At 32.7% G+C, this 15319-nt stretch carries 18 protein-coding genes; 10 read left to right on the forward strand and 8 right to left on the reverse strand.

Features of this window, described 5'->3' with window-relative positions; genetic code table 11:
- The 8 genes from BM289_RS02465 (at nt 1) to BM289_RS02505 (ending at nt 7268) form a co-directional block, all read left to right on the forward strand.
- Nucleotides 1-336 (forward strand): hypothetical protein, encoded by a 336-nt coding sequence (locus tag BM289_RS02465; RefSeq protein ID WP_091490583.1) that lies wholly within the window; start codon nt 1-3, stop codon nt 334-336.
- Nucleotides 337-576: 240 nt separating this feature from the next.
- Nucleotides 577-939: an S-adenosylmethionine decarboxylase family protein gene (locus tag BM289_RS02470; RefSeq protein WP_091490585.1), complete on the forward strand. Its 363-nt coding sequence runs from the start codon at nt 577-579 to the stop codon at nt 937-939.
- A gap of 3 nt (nt 940-942) precedes the next feature.
- Nucleotides 943-2169, forward strand: coding sequence for a DUF4178 domain-containing protein (locus BM289_RS02475; protein WP_091490587.1), 1227 nt, complete (start codon nt 943-945; stop codon nt 2167-2169).
- A gap of 204 nt (nt 2170-2373) precedes the next feature.
- On the forward strand, nt 2374-2589 hold the full coding sequence (locus tag BM289_RS02485; protein WP_091490589.1) for a DUF350 domain-containing protein: 216 nt from the start codon (nt 2374-2376) through the stop codon (nt 2587-2589).
- Nucleotides 2582-4102, forward strand: coding sequence for a polyamine aminopropyltransferase (locus BM289_RS02490; RefSeq protein ID WP_091490592.1), 1521 nt, complete (start codon nt 2582-2584; stop codon nt 4100-4102). The genes BM289_RS02485 and BM289_RS02490 overlap by 8 nt, the downstream gene beginning before the upstream one ends.
- Nucleotides 4077-5705 carry a flavin monoamine oxidase family protein gene (locus tag BM289_RS02495; protein WP_091490593.1) on the forward strand — a complete coding sequence of 543 codons (1629 nt, stop codon included), beginning with the start codon at nt 4077-4079 and terminating at the stop codon, nt 5703-5705. The genes BM289_RS02490 and BM289_RS02495 overlap by 26 nt, the downstream gene beginning before the upstream one ends.
- A complete protein-coding gene (locus BM289_RS02500; protein WP_091490595.1) occupies nt 5683-6702 on the forward strand; it encodes a hypothetical protein in 1020 nt (339 codons plus the stop codon). Before BM289_RS02495 ends, BM289_RS02500 begins: the two co-directional genes overlap by 23 nt.
- 44 nt (nt 6703-6746) lie before the next feature.
- The gene (locus BM289_RS02505; protein ID WP_091490597.1) at nt 6747-7268 is read left to right on the forward strand and encodes a DUF6438 domain-containing protein; all 522 of its coding nucleotides are present in this window, start codon (nt 6747-6749) and stop codon (nt 7266-7268) included.
- A gap of 136 nt (nt 7269-7404) precedes the next feature.
- Here the strand turns inward: BM289_RS02505 and BM289_RS02510 are convergent, their stop codons facing one another.
- The 3 genes from BM289_RS02510 to BM289_RS02520 form a co-directional block, all read right to left on the reverse strand.
- Complete coding sequence (locus tag BM289_RS02510) at nt 7405-8163, reverse strand: SGNH/GDSL hydrolase family protein (RefSeq protein ID WP_091490599.1); 759 nt, start codon at nt 8161-8163, stop codon at nt 7405-7407.
- A gap of 65 nt (nt 8164-8228) precedes the next feature.
- Nucleotides 8229-9011 (reverse strand): DUF3050 domain-containing protein, encoded by a 783-nt coding sequence (locus tag BM289_RS02515; protein WP_091490601.1) that lies wholly within the window; start codon nt 9009-9011, stop codon nt 8229-8231.
- 91 nt (nt 9012-9102) lie between these two features.
- Entirely contained in the window at nt 9103-10281 is a 1179-nt protein-coding gene (locus tag BM289_RS02520) for an acyl-CoA dehydrogenase family protein (RefSeq protein ID WP_091490603.1), read from the reverse strand.
- 1570 nt (nt 10282-11851) lie between these two features.
- Here BM289_RS02520 and BM289_RS25820 point away from each other — a divergent pair.
- Nucleotides 11852-12208 (forward strand): helix-turn-helix domain-containing protein, encoded by a 357-nt coding sequence (locus tag BM289_RS25820; RefSeq protein WP_379786692.1) that lies wholly within the window; start codon nt 11852-11854, stop codon nt 12206-12208.
- Nucleotides 12209-12219: 11 nt separating this feature from the next.
- On the opposite strand, the gene BM289_RS25275 is transcribed toward BM289_RS25820, so the two are convergent.
- Genes BM289_RS25275 through BM289_RS02530 form a run of 5 tightly spaced genes read right to left on the reverse strand, consistent with a single transcriptional unit; the run spans nt 12220 to nt 13146 of the window.
- Nucleotides 12220-12366 (reverse strand): rSAM-modified peptide, encoded by a 147-nt coding sequence (locus BM289_RS25275; protein WP_143102024.1) that lies wholly within the window; start codon nt 12364-12366, stop codon nt 12220-12222.
- A 46-nt stretch (nt 12367-12412) separates the two neighbouring features.
- Nucleotides 12413-12559: a hypothetical protein gene (locus tag BM289_RS25375; RefSeq protein ID WP_167365369.1), complete on the reverse strand. Its 147-nt coding sequence runs from the start codon at nt 12557-12559 to the stop codon at nt 12413-12415.
- Nucleotides 12560-12609: 50 nt separating this feature from the next.
- Nucleotides 12610-12756: a hypothetical protein gene (locus BM289_RS25380; RefSeq protein ID WP_167365370.1), complete on the reverse strand. Its 147-nt coding sequence runs from the start codon at nt 12754-12756 to the stop codon at nt 12610-12612.
- A gap of 47 nt (nt 12757-12803) precedes the next feature.
- The gene (locus BM289_RS25385) at nt 12804-12950 is read right to left on the reverse strand and encodes a hypothetical protein (RefSeq protein WP_167365371.1); all 147 of its coding nucleotides are present in this window, start codon (nt 12948-12950) and stop codon (nt 12804-12806) included.
- 46 nt (nt 12951-12996) lie between these two features.
- Nucleotides 12997-13146: an rSAM-modified peptide gene (locus BM289_RS02530; RefSeq protein WP_143102025.1), complete on the reverse strand. Its 150-nt coding sequence runs from the start codon at nt 13144-13146 to the stop codon at nt 12997-12999.
- 586 nt (nt 13147-13732) lie between these two features.
- Here BM289_RS02530 and BM289_RS02535 point away from each other — a divergent pair.
- Nucleotides 13733-15289 carry a vitamin K epoxide reductase family protein gene (locus BM289_RS02535; protein WP_091490608.1) on the forward strand — a complete coding sequence of 519 codons (1557 nt, stop codon included), beginning with the start codon at nt 13733-13735 and terminating at the stop codon, nt 15287-15289.
- Nucleotides 15290-15319 lie beyond the last annotated feature (30 nt).

Below are 15319 nucleotides of genomic sequence, written 5' to 3' on the forward strand. Positions count from 1 at the left end.
ATGTATAAATACCATTTTCGTCCCGGTTATCAATCCAAAGACCTTTTAATAGATATTTTTAGCGGTGCTGAAAACGAATCTTTTATGTTTGATTTTCTGCACGTCATTCGTGAAATAAACCCCAAAACGACGGACATTCTTGATTTATGGATGAATGACGAAATTTTGATGACTTATAATTCTGAAGTTGGAGAATTTACCATCTCCAAAGATATCTGGGGTTTTGCTTTTATAATGGCAGATCATAATCAGGATGGTTTGTATAAGATTAATTCGATTTTGGAAAAGTCGGAACTGTTTGAAAAAGTTGAAGTTGATTTTGAAAACTACAAATAGAAACGAAAACGCCTACTCTAGCCCCGATAGAAGTGATATCCTTTTGTTCTGGGGTTAAGAACAAAAGATATAACGGATAGCGGGACTAAAGGTTCTTTTGAAAACGAGTTTTTCTGCTCCTTAAAAAAAGAAAAAATCATAAAGACATAGTCCTAAAAAGTTGTTCTTAAATACGGTTTCCCACATTATTTTATTCTGGAAATATTATATATTTGGCCTTTGTGTAATATAAATAACTTGATGGATTTACCTCCTTATTCGCCAGGATTGCATAAACTGGTTACTTTACAGGTCGACGAAATTTCGAAGCTAACCAACAGTGGTGGTTTTGTTGCCGTTACCAATTCTATTTTAGAAAAATACGAATTGGAAAAGGTTGGAGCAGTGGTGCATGATTTTGAAAATAAAAGTTTTACAATCTCGTACTGCCTTAAAGAATCGCATATTTGTATACACACCTGGCCAGAATACAGTCAGTTGACTTTGGATGTTTATTTGTGTAATTATCTTCAGGATAATTCGGAAAAAGTACGTGCTGTAATGGCCGATTATGTAGCCTATTTTGATGCAGCAATTATTAAAGATTTTGAAATTAACCGATAAGATATGAAGATTCCTTGTTACGATTGTAATACAGAAACCGAGTTAGAGGTTGGTTTTGAAGTTATCAATTTTGTGTGCCCGAAATGTCACAGTTTATATGCTCGTGACAACGAAGGACATTTTCGACGAAAAAATAAATACAGTAATATACTCAAAGATTATCCGCTGGAACTTGGCGATGTTGGATTTTTGAATGGAAGTAATTATAAAGTTACAGGGATACTGAAGAAAAAAGTTCATCCTGATTATACCTGGAATGAATTTATATTGCAGAATGAAGCTAAGGAATTTTTATATCTTTCTGTTTCAAACGGGCATTGGATGATGCTTACCGAAATGGAAAAGATTGATCCATTAAAAAAAGGCGTTAAAGTTCTAAATCATAATGATGAAAGATATGAATTATACGAGCATTCGGATGCTCAAATTATAGATGCACAAGGTTTTTTTGATTTTGAACTTCGCGGCAAATTAATTCATTTGGTAGAATTTATAAATCCGCCCTATATCATTTCTGTCGAAAAAATGAATAATGTGGAGACGGCTTTTCATGGAGAATATGTGAGGAAAAGTGTTATCAAAAAAGCTTTTCCTAAAAGAACAATGCCCTATCAGTCCGGAGTCGGTATGATTCAGCCTTCTCGTTTTGACTTGAGAAATACAGCCATTATTTTCTGTCTTTTTGCCTTATTGATTATTACGGCCAATTGGTATATTTATAAAGATCAGGTGGAACAAAATGTGTTTAACAGCGCGATTAAATTCAACGAATTTAATAATAAAGAAATGACTACTCCGTCGTTTGTGCTCAATGGTGCTTCGGCTCCAATGACGATTAAGGTTTCGACAGCTGTCCTTAATTCATGGGCGAACTTAAACATCGCTTTGATTAATGAAGATAATGGTGATGAAATTTATGCCAATAAAGACATAGAATATTATTATGGTACTTCTGATGGAGAATCCTGGACAGAAGGAAGTCAGTCTGAGAAATTTAATATCTGCGGTGTAAAAGCCGGAAAATATCATCTTTCGATCACGCCAATGAAAGCTCCGGAAGATTTTTCGACCAATACAATGAATGTAAGCGTAGTCTGGAATCAGCCTTCGAATCGAAATGTATGGCTGGTTATTATTGGGATGATTGCACTTTATTTTATAATACGATATTTCAAAAATCAATTTGAAAGAAGTAGATGGGCAGACAGTTCCTACTCTAATTTTGACTAAATTACTATGAATAGAATATCTGATTTTTTTGCAAATAATTGGGCTCCGCTAGCAATTGGTTTCTTTTGCTTTGGAGTTTATATGTATTTTACTCTCGCAGGAAATAGAATCTGTGATTGTGAAACTACAGAAAACTACAGATCCACAACGAGCGGAAGCCGCTCATCTTATAATCATTTTTACCACAAATAAAAACAATCAATTATGGAATTAATTCACGCTCAGCCAATAGTAAATTCTATTATCTATTCTATTTTAGGAATTGCCATTTTGTTAGTAGGCTATTTTATTATCGAAAAACTGACTCCGGAAAATACTTGGAAAGAAGTTGCAGAAAAAAGTAATGTTGCTGTTGCGATTGTTTTGGCAGCATTTATCATTGGAATTTCCATGATTATTAGTGCTGCAATTCATGGGTAAAAAGTTTCTTAGGTTTGAATTTCTTTTACTTTTTGCCGTATTTATCATTGCCACCTGCGGCCTTATTTATGAGTTGGTTGCAGGAACTTTGGCGAGTTATTTATTAGGCGATTCGGTAAAACAGTTTTCATTTATTATTGGGGTCTACCTGTTTTCGATGGGTATAGGCTCGTTTTTTTCGAAGTTTTTCAATAAGAATCTGCTGAACACTTTTGTAGAAATCGAAATTCTGGTTGGACTTATCGGCGGTTTAAGTTCGGTGGTTTTGTTTCTGCTTTTTGAAAGTGTGGGTTCATTTCAATTCATTTTATACTTATTTGTTTTCGTAACCGGTTTTTTGGTCGGATTGGAGATTCCGCTTTTAATGAATATTTTGAAGGACAGGGTTGAGTTCAAAGATCTGGTTTCGAATGTTTTTACGTTTGATTATATCGGAGCACTTTTGGCTTCGATCTTATTTCCATTGGTTTTAGTGCCGAAATTAGGCATAATGGGAACTTCTCTTTTCTTCGGAATGATCAATGTCAGCATTGCGATTGCCTTATGTTTTTTACTGAAAAGGGAATTAAAGAAACCATCTTTGTTAAGAGCAAAAGCCGTTTTCTCTTTTTTGTTATTATTGACTGTTTTTATTTTTTCGAATGATATTCTCGCCTATTCAGAAGGGAAATTATATAGCGAAAATATTATTTATACCAATTCAACTCCGTATCAGCGTATCGTTTTAACGCATAATAAGAGCGATTACAGGCTTTATTTGAATAACAACTTACAATTTAGTTCGGCTGACGAATATCGTTATCACGAAGCTTTGGTTCATCCGGCGATGTCGATGGCAAAAAGTGTCGAAAATGTTTTGGTTTTAGGTGGAGGAGACGGACTTGCTGTTCGTGAAATCCTGAAATATAAAGACGTTAAGAAAGTAACTTTGGTCGATTTGGACGAAGGAATGACCAAATTGTTTAAAACCAATTCGGTATTGACGAATTTCAATCAGAATTCGTTGAATAATCCTAAAGTTACCGTAATCAATACCGACGCTTATATTTGGGCAAAAAACAATAAAGAAAAATATGATGTCGCGATAATCGATTTTCCGGATCCGTCCAATTATAGTTTAGGGAAATTGTATTCTTTGAACTTTTATCAAACTATTAAAACCATTTTAAAAGCTGACGCAGCCGTTGTAATACAAACTACGTCGCCTTATTTTGCACCGAAATCTTTTTGGTGTATCAATAAAACGGTGATGCAGGTTTTTCCGCAGGTTGATGCTTATCACGCGTATGTTCCGTCGTTTGGAGAATGGGGATATACGATTGCTGTAAATGGTTTCGGAACCACTTTTAATACCGTAAACCGAAAAGCGGACGGATTGCGATTTTACAATTATCAATTCGACCGATTTAATTATTTTACGAATGATATGATTTCGAACCAAATCGAAATCAATCGTTTAGATAACCAGATTTTAGTACGCTATTTTGATGAAGAGTGGGGAAGACTGCAATAAATCCAGAAGGAGTTTTATAAAAATAGTGGGAGCGGCTTTAATTGCGGTTCCGTTTCTGCAGTTTTGTTCGGATAAAATTGCGGTACTGATGATTCGTTTATCAGGTACAAAATATTTACTAGGACATCGTTTATGGATAAAAGATTTTCCTAAACCGACCAAGCAAATTCAAATTCCGTATTTGATTGTTGGCGGCGGAATTTCAGGTTTAAGCGCCGCGCGACAGTTTCATAAAAAAGGAATTTCCGATTTTTTGATTTTGGAATTGGAAAATCATTTAGGCGGAAATTCTTCCAACGGAGAAAACAAATATTCTAAATATCCTCTTGGCGCACATTATTTGCCTTTACCGAATTTTAAAGACAAAGAACTGCTTCGTTTTCTAGAAGAAGAAAAAATAATTCTGAGTTACGACGAAAAAGGATTCCCAGTTTTTGATGAATTACAGCTGACTTTTGCGCCAGACGAACGTTTGTTTTACAAAAACAATTGGCAGGAAGGCGTAGTTCCAAAAGAAGGAAATTTAGTTTCTGATGATTTGGAGTTTGACAAATTCTTCAAAAAAATGGATGCTTTTAGAACCGCCAAAGGCGAAGATCAGAAATATCTGTTTGATATTCCACTTTATCTTTCTTCATCAGATTCATATAGTAGAGCTTTGGATAAAATTACCATGAAAAAATGGTTTAAGGAAAATCATTTTACATCTGAGCCTTTGTTCAATTATATCGATTATTGCTGTAAAGATGATTTTGGATTAGGAATCGATTATGTTTCGGCTTGGGCTGGAATTCATTATTTTGCCGGAAGAAAACAAGATTCTACGCCTGAAAAGCACGATAGCGTTTTGACTTGGCCAGAAGGAAATTCGCGTTTAGCCAATCATCTGAAAAAATATACGAAAGACAAAACGCTCAAAAATCATTTGGTTTACGAGGTCAAAGTAGAAAACAATAAAGTAATTGCAAAAGCTTTTGATGATGTAAATAAAACGTCGGTCGAAATAATTGCTGATAAAGTGATAATGGCTTCTCCGCAGTTTGTAAATCAATATTTGATAAAAGATCGAAAAACGTTTACTAAAGATTTTCATTATACACCGTGGCTTTTGGCAACTTTAGTCGTTAATGATCTAACGGATAATTTTAGTTTTCCGCTTTCGTGGGACAATGTAATTTATGATGCAAAAGGTTTGGGATATGTTTACGATCAGCATCAGACTGTGAATCAGGTTCAGGATAAAAAAGTCATTACATATTATTATAGTTTCTCTTCGGCTGATTTAAAGAAAACGAGAAAAGAGCTTTATAAAAAAGATAAAGAATATTGGAAACAGTTTGTTTTGAATGACTTAAAAGTAGCGCATCCGGATATTGAAGAATGCACAGAAGATATGGAAGTTTTTATTTTAGGTCACGGAATGATTTCCCCAGCACCAGGTTTTATTTTTGGAGAATCAAAAAAACAGGCCAAACAGAATATTCAAAATTCTATTTATTTTGCACACAGTGATTTATCTGGAATTTCGATTTTTGAAGAAGCTTTTCATCAGGGAATTAATGTTGTAAATGAAATTGTAGATGGAACAACCTTGGATTCATAAAGCCAAAACCGATTGGGCATTTATTATTGGGCCGTCATTTTTTGTCTTGGCGATCATTTTCATTTTTCAGGATTATATTGCTCAAATTGAAGAGAATTATTCTTTTTACACTTGGCTTTTTCTGATTGTTTTTATAGATGTAGCGCACGTTTATGCAACATTATTCAAAACTTATTTTGTTGCTGATGAGTTTCAAAAACAAAAAAGAAGATTGATTCTTTTGCCACTTTTTTGTTTCGTAACTGGAATCGTGCTTTTCTCTTTCGGCAGTTTAGTTTTTTGGTCGTTTCTAGCTTATGTGGCTGTTTTTCATTTTATCAGACAGCAATACGGTTTCATGAGATTGTACGCCAGAAAAGAAACGAAGACCAAAATCTCGGTTTGGATTGATAATCTGGCGATTTATTCTTCAACTGGATACCCAATGCTGTATTGGTTTTTTTCGTCTAAGCGAAAATTCAACTGGTTTGTAGAAAATGAGTTTTTGAGGTTTGAAAACCAAAGAATTCTTGAAATCCTGTTTTGGATTTACATCGGAATTTTGATTCTGTATGTCGTTTATACTACTGTAAAATCTATTCAGAATCAATTTTTTAATATTCCAAAAAACAGCATTATTCTCGGAACGGCTTTGTCCTGGTACTTCGGAATCGTCTATTTTAATGATGATTTGATTTTTACTTTATTGAATGTCGTTTCGCACGGAATTCCATATATGGCCTTGGTTTATTTTAAAGAAATTGACGGAAAATCGGAAACAGAATTGGGGCGTTTGTCTTTCTTAAAACAATATAAAGGTCTTTTAATTTACATTGGAATTTTGCTTTTGATTGCCTTTTCGGAAGAATTTCTCTGGGAACTGTTTGTTTGGAATGAGAATATTAATATCACAAATTTTGATTTTTCGAGCTGGCAGATTTTATTGGTTCCATTGCTTACTGTTCCGCAGTTTACACATTATTTGTTGGATGGGTTTATTTGGAAGTCTAAAAAGTAAATATTTCTCTTTTAAGGTTTGAAAAGATATTTTTAAATTTGAATATGAAAAGACAGTTTATAATTTTGGGTATTCTTTTTCTATTTCTTTGTTGTACTAAAAAAGAAAAGATAGATACATTTCCTTTTGATGAATTTGTTTTTGCTGGTGAAGCTTTGCATTCTGTTTTTTGTATAAAATTTACAAAGAGTGACACTGTTTATTATCAAAGAATATTTCCTGAACCTATAGAAAATTCTTACGCAGTTATTAATCTTGAAGAAAAAGCAGAATTGAACAAATTACTTCGGGAAACAAATTTTGAAAAATTCGATACGGTTTATGCAAATAATGTTATTGAAGATGAACAAACATATCTTATAAATGTTTCAAATCTAGGGAAAAGAAAATCGATATATCTATACGCTAGAGAAGCTCCAAAAAAATTGGATAGATTTATAAAATCTCTAGGTGAAATCAAGGGTAAATTACATTTTATGCCAACTAATAAAAAGGTAGATTTTGGAGATTTGAAATCGATTTTACCTCCTCCACTTCCGCCAATGCCTGTTAAGAAGGTTAATTAAAACGAAGACGTCTAATCTAGCCCCGATAGAAGTGATATCCTTTTGTGTTGGGGTTCAACACAAAAGATATAACGGATAGCGGGACTAAAGGTTCTTTTTAAAACGATTTTTTTCTGCTTCTAAAAAATAAAAAAACTTAATTCTGTAAAGCAGTTTTGATCTTCGGCATCATTCTTTCTACAAACATTTTATAAGCAGTTTCTGAGGGATGCAAACCATCTGAAGCCACAAGGTTTGGATTGCTGAGTCCTAAACGGGTAATATCTGTAATCGAGACAAATGCGATTTGATTGTTGTTACAATAATTTTCTGCAAAGGTGTTGTATTTGTCTATTTCTGCAGAAATTGTAGCGCTTTGATCTCCGGAAAGTGCTTTCCCGTAAGGTGTGTAGGCGTAATCTGGAATAGAAATCACGACCACATTTTTTCGATCGCCTTTTGCCAGTATAATCGCTTTGTTGACCAATTCTGGAAATTCTTTTTCGTAAACCGAAAAACTTCTATGCTGATATTGATTGTTAACGCCAATTAGAAGAGTTACCAAATCGTAGTTAGATTCTGGTTTTTGAGATTCGATTGCCGAAAGTAAATTGGATGTTGTCCAGCCTGTTGTAGCAATTATTTTAAGCGAAATGTTGCTGGAAGACATGGATCTTAAACTGGTTTTGAGCTGTTCTGGAAAGCGACAGGTTTCACAGACGCTCTGACCAATAGTGTAACTATCGCCTAAAGCTAAATAATTAATAGTATTCGGAATGGGTGGATTTGTTGTTACAGGTGGATTTACAAAGGGCGGCATAGTGGTAGTTGGAGTAGTGCCAGTTTCATCTGAACTACAGCTCAGAAGAAATCCTGAAAATATAACAATAACTATTTGTCTAAAATCTAGTTTCATAATTTGCTTAAATTTTGAGGTCGCTTTAAACAAATAGTTACGTTAAATATATGGATTTGGATTTTTTAAACCATTTCGGTTTTCATCACGATATCTTCTTCAATGGCATTCCAAAGTCCAATGCGTTTTTCTAAAGCAAGAATTGAAACCTCTTCTACTTCTTTCCATTTTTGTGCATCGTCTTCACATAATTCTGAAATCATGGTCATTGCCATTGGACCATGTTCATCTGCATCTAGTTCGATATGTCTTTCAAAATAGTATAATAATTTTGTCAAATCAGTTTCTGGAAGATTCTTTTGAAAGTTTTTCAGAATTTCTGTAAACATACTTGGAATCAAATCTTCTCTTCCAAAAGTAAATGCTGCAGCAATTTCGTGTGGTTTTCCTTCTTCGATTACTCTGAAAGTAAAATCTAAGAAAGCTTTCACATTTGGGTGCATCTGGCTTTGTTTGATGGCAACAAATATGTTTTGAAGCGAATGTACTTCTGATAAGAAACTTAAGATTCCAGTGGTATTAGCACCACAAGCTTCCATTGCTTCCAGATACATTTCGTAATGACTTTGTCTTCTTCCATCCAGTGTTAAATCGGTTTCTTCTGCAAGAACAATTTCATTGATTAAATATCTCGTTTCTGGGTTTTTAGTAGCAAACCAAGGTGTCGTTGTACAAGTAAGTTTGGCTTGTAAAGCTTTTAAAAGTGACATAAAATCCCAAACAGCAAAAACGTGTGTTTCTAAAAAGCTGTGTAAGTCGTCTATGTTTTGAATCTTATTGTATAAAGAATGTTTTAATAGTTGATCTTTTTGAGGTTGTATGCTTTTGTTTATCGTTTCGATATTCATTTTTGGAAAAATTTTGATGCAAAGATAAAAAGCTTCTTCGTTAAGAAGAAGCTTTTCGCATTGATTTTATGTATATTTTAATAGTTGCTGTTTATTTAAATGCTGGAATTCCAGTTACATCCATTCCGGTTATCAATAAATGGATGTCGTGAGTTCCTTCATAAGTGATCACACTTTCCAAGTTCATCATGTGACGCATAATCGAGTATTCGCCAGTGATTCCCATGCCTCCGAGCATTTGTCTTGCTTCGCGTGCAATGTTGATTGCCATGTTTACGTTGTTGCGTTTTGCCATCGAAATTTGAGCAGTTGTAGCTTTTCCTTCGTTTCTTAAAACACCTAAACGCCAGGTTAATAATTGTGCTTTTGTGATTTCGGTAATCATTTCTGCCAGTTTTTTCTGCTGTAATTGTGTGCCTCCAATTGCTTTTCCAAACTGAATTCTCTCTTTAGAGTAACGTAAAGCAGTATCGTAACAATCCATTGCGGCACCAATTGCACCCCATGCAATTCCGTAACGAGCAGAATCTAAACAGCCAAGCGGAGCGCCAAGACCAGATTTATTTGGTAAAAGGTTTTCTTTAGGAACTTTTACATTATCAAAAATTAATTCTCCGGTTGCAGAGGCACGAAGCGACCATTTGTTATGGGTTTCTGGAGTTGTAAAGCCTTCCATACCTCGTTCCACGATTAAACCGTGAATTCGGCCTTCTTCATTTTTAGCCCAGACAATGGCGATATCAGCAAACGGAGCATTTGAAATCCACATTTTGGCACCGTTTAAAAGATAATGATCGCCCATATCTTTAAAATTGGTAATCATACTTCCAGGATCAGAACCATGATCTGGCTCAGTTAAACCAAAACATCCAATATATTCTCCTGTAGCAAGCTTTGGTAAATATTTCATTCTTTGTTCTTCATTTCCGTATTTCCAAATGGGATACATTACTAAGGAAGATTGCACAGATGAGGTAGATCTTACACCAGAATCGCCTCTTTCGATTTCCTGCATAATTAAGCCATAAGAGATTTGGTCTAATCCAGCGCCACCATATTCGACAGGAATATAAGGTCCGAAACCACCAATTTCTCCAAGACCTTTAATTAATTGCTTAGGGAATTCTGCTTTTTGAGCATATTCTTCGATAATAGGAGAAACTTCTTTTTTAACCCATGCACGAGCAGATTCGCGAACCAATTTATGTTCGTCTGAAAGTAAATCGTCTAAGTTGTAGTAATCTGGAGATTGAAATAGGTCTGGTTTCATGTTTTTTAATTTTTAACAAAACAAATTTACGCAATAAAAATATAACAAATACAGCTTGTTTTGTTATATTTTTTAAATGTAAAAATAAAATTAATAGGAATTTGGCAAATTAATTGTAGTTTATTGATAATTTATAGACTATTTTTGAATACCAAAAATTAATTAAATGAGGCTGATCATCTCTTTTTTATTTTTATTTCTACTTAATACTACTGTGGCTCAATCTACAAAAGAGTTTACTGAACAAGAGTATATAGAATTTCAAGATAAAATACGTTTCAGTATGAACGGTAATTTTGACGAAGGACTAAAGTATGCAGCCGAACTTCAGAAATCTAGCAAGAATGAACATTTAGCCTTTGCTTATGGAGCAGGATCATATCTGTACCAGTTAAAGAACAACCGAGTTAAATGTGATGAATGGTATAACAAAGCATTAGAATACTATAAAAAAATTCCCGAATCTGTTGAAAAAATAAATATTAGAGCCTACCTATATAATTATAGAGGATTAATCGAGTGGAAAAGAAAAAACTTTGGCGAAGCCTTAAGTAATTATCAGGAAGGAATTAAGCTTTCTATCAAAACATCAGATGTTATACAAACTGTAAAATTTAAGAGCAACATGGCTTTAGTGAATTCTGAAGTCGGGAATTATGCACTTGCAGTTAAAAACCTAAGACAAAATAGTGATTTTTTGGATAAGAATGAAGGTCTTTATGAAAAAGATCAATTTCAAAATAGTAAAAGTAACATTTATACTAATTTAGGAAATGTTTATGAAAGCTATTTTATGAAGAATAGGGATAAACTATTTTTACTAGACTCCGCCGAATATTTTTATAAAAGAGCAGTAAACTTTTCACAAAACTATATAGATAACAAAATGACTGCCACTCTAAGTCTGGGAAATATCTATTTGGTAAAAAAAGATGTTAAAAACGCAGAAAGAGCCTATTTTGATATAGCGATGTATGCTAAGCAAAATAATGATGAAACTTATTATAAGATTGCAAATTATAATCTGGGAGAACTTTATTTTACACAGAAAAAGTATGACAAGGCTTTGGTTTTTTTGAAAAAGAATGATTCAATGGCGGCTCTTAAAGAAAAAAAAATAGACAAAAGTTATTTTCAATCCAATTATATTCAGGCTAAAATATATAATATAAAAAATGAACCAGAATTGGCTTTCAAGTATTCTAAATTATATTTAGATGCCTACGAAAAATATGAAGGAGAATTGCGAGAAGAGGCCTTAGATGTTAATTATAAATTGGGTACTGCTAATCTTAGTGACGAGATGGTAAGTATTCAGGAGAAGTATAAATACGAAGTTTTATGGAATAAAGCACTTAAGGTTTTCTATGTTATTTTAGTAGTAGCAATTGTCTTTTTTCTAATTAAAAACATTCGGGATAAAAATAAAGCACAGAAAAAAATGAATGCTTTGATTGAAGAATTTAAAGCTAACTTAGAGAAGAAAGAAATTGAGAAAACAATTGAAAAACCTGTAGTTTTAGAAGTTCCAGAATTAGAAGAATCTCTGCTCAAAAAGGAAAATGCAAATTTGAGTATTGATGAAGCCAAAGAAAACAAAATTGTAGAAAAACTACTGGCACTGGAAGAAAAGTTAGAATATTTAAATGCTGACTTTACACTATCTTATGCCGCTAAAAAAATCAAAACAAATACTACTTATTTATCTTATGTTGTAAATAAAAGATTTGGTAAATCTTTTGGAGAGTATTCTAACGAATTAAAGATTAATTATGTTATTAATCAGATGATTACCAATCATTTGTATCGTAAATATTCAACGCAGGCGATTGCAGAAAGTGTTGGTTTTAAGAATGCCGTTTCATTTGCAAAATCATTTCGCAAAAGAACTGGAGTATCTCCAGCTCAATTTGCGAACAATATTTAGAGCTGAATTTTTTAACCATTTCCATTTCCCCCTCCATTGTTAAGCGGGTTTGGTTGTTCTGGTGGCGTTGTTGTGTCACCACCTTTTACTACTCTTTGTGCTTCCCTGCTTATTTTTTCTATTTGAAAATCTGTGATTTTCAGTGAAATATTTTTCATGATTTTTCTTTTTTTGGATTATTTTATAAACTTTTGTTTTGGTCAGTTAGCCGTTTCCGTTTCCGCCTCCATTATTAAGTGGGTTTGGTTCTTCAGGAGGTGTTGTTGTGTCACCACCTTTTACCATTCTTTGCGCTTCTCTGCTTATTGTTTCAAATTGAAAGTCTGCTATTTTCAGTGAATTATTTTTCATGTCTCTTTTTTTTGGATTGTTTTTATAGATTTTATGATTTCGGATGGTGATTAACCATTTCCGTTTCCGCCTCCATTATTAAGCGGGTTTGGTTCTTCAGGAGGTGTTGTTGTGTCACCACCTTTTACCGTTCTTTGCGCTTCTCTGCTTATTGTTTCAAATTGAAAGTCTGCTATTTTGAGTGTATTTTTTTTCATGTTTCTTTTTTTTTTTGGGATTGTTCTATTGTTTATGATTTATATGATTAACCGTTTCCGTTTCCGCCTCCATTATTAAGCGGGTTTGGTTCTTCAGGTGGTGTTGTTGTAACGCCTCCTTTTACTGTTTTTTGTGCTTCTCTGCTTATTGTTTCAAATTGAAAGTCTGCTATTTTGAATGTATTTTTTTTCATGTGTCTTTTTTTTTTGGGGATTGTTCTATGTTTATGATTTATATGATTAACCGTTTCCGTTTCCGCCTCCATTATTAAGTGGGTTTGGTTCTTCAGGTGGTGTCGTTGTAACACCTCCTTTTACTGTTTTTTGTGCTTCTCTGCTAATTTTTTCTACTTCGAAATCGCTTAGTGTGAATGTTCTTTTTTTCATCATTTTATTATTTTTTAAGTTTAGTTTTTGTACTATTAATCTTTCACATAAATTTTTAGGCAATGAAGTCAAATGCGCTAAAATTATGCGTCAAATTTTGGTTTATGTTTTGAAATTTTTGGGTTTATTTTTGGATTAAAAGCAGTAAAAACAAATCTCGTAATTGTAAGTTTAAGCTTTCAAAATAATGAGCTGCTTTTTATGTTTTTTGAGAGAATTTTTGTTTCAAATCAGACAATTTTTTGACTACTATTTTGTCATTTTTTGTCGTCATTTTTATGATCTTTTTACTTTAAAATCATTTAATTTTTAGGGCCTTTTTTTCATGTTTTTCGATGTTTAGATTATTGCTTTTCCAAAACTAGATAAAAAGCAGAGCCGTTAATCGAAAATTGGCTTTCGGAAGTTATAAATGAAAAAATATAATCTTAAATACTTGTTTTTCAGTATTTTGCATGAGATAGTATACTTGGTATAATTTATAAATTGTATGTGGTATAATTAATAAAATGTATACATACATGCGATTTTTATCAATAAAAACTCCAATCTTTGCAGTGTAATTATGATTTAAAATCGATAAAAAGTGATGTTAAAACTGGTCCAAAAATTTTTACAAATCAACAAATACTCAGACATAAAAAATGAGTTCAAGGATCTGTTTTTGTCTCATCCAAATTATCCAAGTTTATTTGCCATTACAGACTCGTTCGATTTGCTTTCTGTAGAGAATGCAGCAGTGAGAGTTTCGAAAGAACAAATCGTCGATTTGCCATCTAATTTTTTAGCCTATTTTAAAGAGGAATTAATCCTGGTTGAAAAGATTAAAAATGGTGTTCGAATTACAACATTGAAAAAAGGAAGTCACAAATTATCTTATGATAAATTTCTTTTAGATTGGAATGGAGTAATTGTTGCAATTGAACCAAATAATGTTGTTGCAAGAGAGAACCTAAAAGTAGAGTACAATTGGCTAAAATATTTTCTGCCTTTAGTACTTCTTTCAGGATTATCTTTTTTCTATAACGGATTTAATCTATTTAGCACAGTTTTCTTAGGAACCTCAATATTAGGCCTAATTGTAAGCATATTTATTGTACAGCAAAAATGGGGTGTCAAAAACACTGTAATTTCAAAATTTTGTAATCTAAGTTCTAATTCTTCTTGTCACTCTGTTATAAGTTTTAATGACGACATTGCAAATAGATGGTTAAGTTTTTCAGATTTACCATTGCTTTTCTTTAGTTCAAGCATCATTGCAATTTTGGTTGAACCTTTAAGTTCAGCCATATTTGTTGGATTTTTGAGTTTGCTGGCAATTCCAGTAGTGGTTTGTTCTATTTGGATTCAGAAATTTGAAATTCAAAAATGGTGTGTAATGTGTTTAGCGGTCTCACTATTAATTTTAGTCCAAAGTGTTATATGGTTTTCATCAGATCTTTTTACGTTGAGTTTTAGTTTTAAAGATGTTTTTCCATACACTTTCTCTTTATTGCTGTTAATTCCTATTTGGGCGGCTGTAAAAGTGATGATTAAAAAACTGCTTGATAATGAAAACTCATTGAAAGAACTTAAAAAGTTTAAAAGAAATTATTCCCTACTAAACTTCTTGTCTAAAAAAGTAAAATACACAAAAGGATTTGAAGATTTAAGAGGTCTAAATTTTGGTAATAGAAATGCAGCTGTAAAACTTTCTATTATAATTAGTCCTAGTTGTGGGCATTGTTATAAAACATTTCAGGAGGCTTTTGAGCTAGTAATGAAATATCCAGATAGAATTTTCTTAAACGTTCTTTTTAATATTAATCCAGAAAACAACGATAATCCATATAAAGCTGTTGTAGAAAGACTATTAACAATTAACAGAACAACTCCAGGAAAAACTGTTGAGGCAATTTCTGATTGGTATATTAAAAGAATGGCTTATAAAAAATGGCTTAAAAAATGGCATGTTGATTCAGTTAGTATGATGATCAGCCAGGAAATTCAAAAACAATATGATTGGTGCTCTATGAATAATTTTAACTATACACCAGTTAAAATTGTAAATGAAAGATTATTTCCAAATGAATATGAACTGAACGAATTAAAATATTTCTTAAATGATTTTATTGATGAAGTTCAAATTTTAGAAAGAACAGCATAAAAAGAATAAAATAATAGTAACCCCAAATAC

It is taken from the genome of Flavobacterium phragmitis (genome assembly GCF_900112575.1).
Classification (GTDB): domain Bacteria; phylum Bacteroidota; class Bacteroidia; order Flavobacteriales; family Flavobacteriaceae; genus Flavobacterium; species Flavobacterium phragmitis.

Excerpts from the sequence above, each read along its gene's own strand:
- BM289_RS02465 (WP_091490583.1), top strand. The coding sequence starts at position 1 with ATGTATAAATACCATTTTCGTCCCGGTTATCAATCCAAAGACCTTTTA.
- BM289_RS02470 (WP_091490585.1), top strand. The coding sequence starts at position 577 with ATGGATTTACCTCCTTATTCGCCAGGATTGCATAAACTGGTTACTTTA.
- BM289_RS02475 (WP_091490587.1), top strand. The coding sequence starts at position 943 with ATGAAGATTCCTTGTTACGATTGTAATACAGAAACCGAGTTAGAGGTT.
- BM289_RS02485 (WP_091490589.1), top strand. The coding sequence starts at position 2,374 with ATGGAATTAATTCACGCTCAGCCAATAGTAAATTCTATTATCTATTCT.
- BM289_RS02490 (WP_091490592.1), top strand. The coding sequence starts at position 2,582 with ATGGGTAAAAAGTTTCTTAGGTTTGAATTTCTTTTACTTTTTGCCGTA.
- BM289_RS02495 (WP_091490593.1), top strand. The coding sequence starts at position 4,077 with ATGAAGAGTGGGGAAGACTGCAATAAATCCAGAAGGAGTTTTATAAAA.
- BM289_RS02500 (WP_091490595.1), top strand. The coding sequence starts at position 5,683 with ATGGAACAACCTTGGATTCATAAAGCCAAAACCGATTGGGCATTTATT.
- BM289_RS02505 (WP_091490597.1), top strand. The coding sequence starts at position 6,747 with ATGAAAAGACAGTTTATAATTTTGGGTATTCTTTTTCTATTTCTTTGT.
- BM289_RS02510 (WP_091490599.1), bottom strand. The coding sequence starts at position 8,163 with ATGAAACTAGATTTTAGACAAATAGTTATTGTTATATTTTCAGGATTT.
- BM289_RS02515 (WP_091490601.1), bottom strand. The coding sequence starts at position 9,011 with ATGAATATCGAAACGATAAACAAAAGCATACAACCTCAAAAAGATCAA.
- BM289_RS02520 (WP_091490603.1), bottom strand. The coding sequence starts at position 10,281 with ATGAAACCAGACCTATTTCAATCTCCAGATTACTACAACTTAGACGAT.
- BM289_RS25275 (WP_143102024.1), bottom strand. The coding sequence starts at position 12,366 with ATGAAAAATATTTCACTGAAAATCACAGATTTTCAAATAGAAAAAATA.
- BM289_RS25375 (WP_167365369.1), bottom strand. The coding sequence starts at position 12,559 with ATGAAAAATAATTCACTGAAAATAGCAGACTTTCAATTTGAAACAATA.
- BM289_RS25380 (WP_167365370.1), bottom strand. The coding sequence starts at position 12,756 with ATGAAAAAAAATACACTCAAAATAGCAGACTTTCAATTTGAAACAATA.
- BM289_RS25385 (WP_167365371.1), bottom strand. The coding sequence starts at position 12,950 with ATGAAAAAAAATACATTCAAAATAGCAGACTTTCAATTTGAAACAATA.
- BM289_RS02530 (WP_143102025.1), bottom strand. The coding sequence starts at position 13,146 with ATGATGAAAAAAAGAACATTCACACTAAGCGATTTCGAAGTAGAAAAA.
- BM289_RS02535 (WP_091490608.1), top strand. The coding sequence starts at position 13,733 with ATGTTAAAACTGGTCCAAAAATTTTTACAAATCAACAAATACTCAGAC.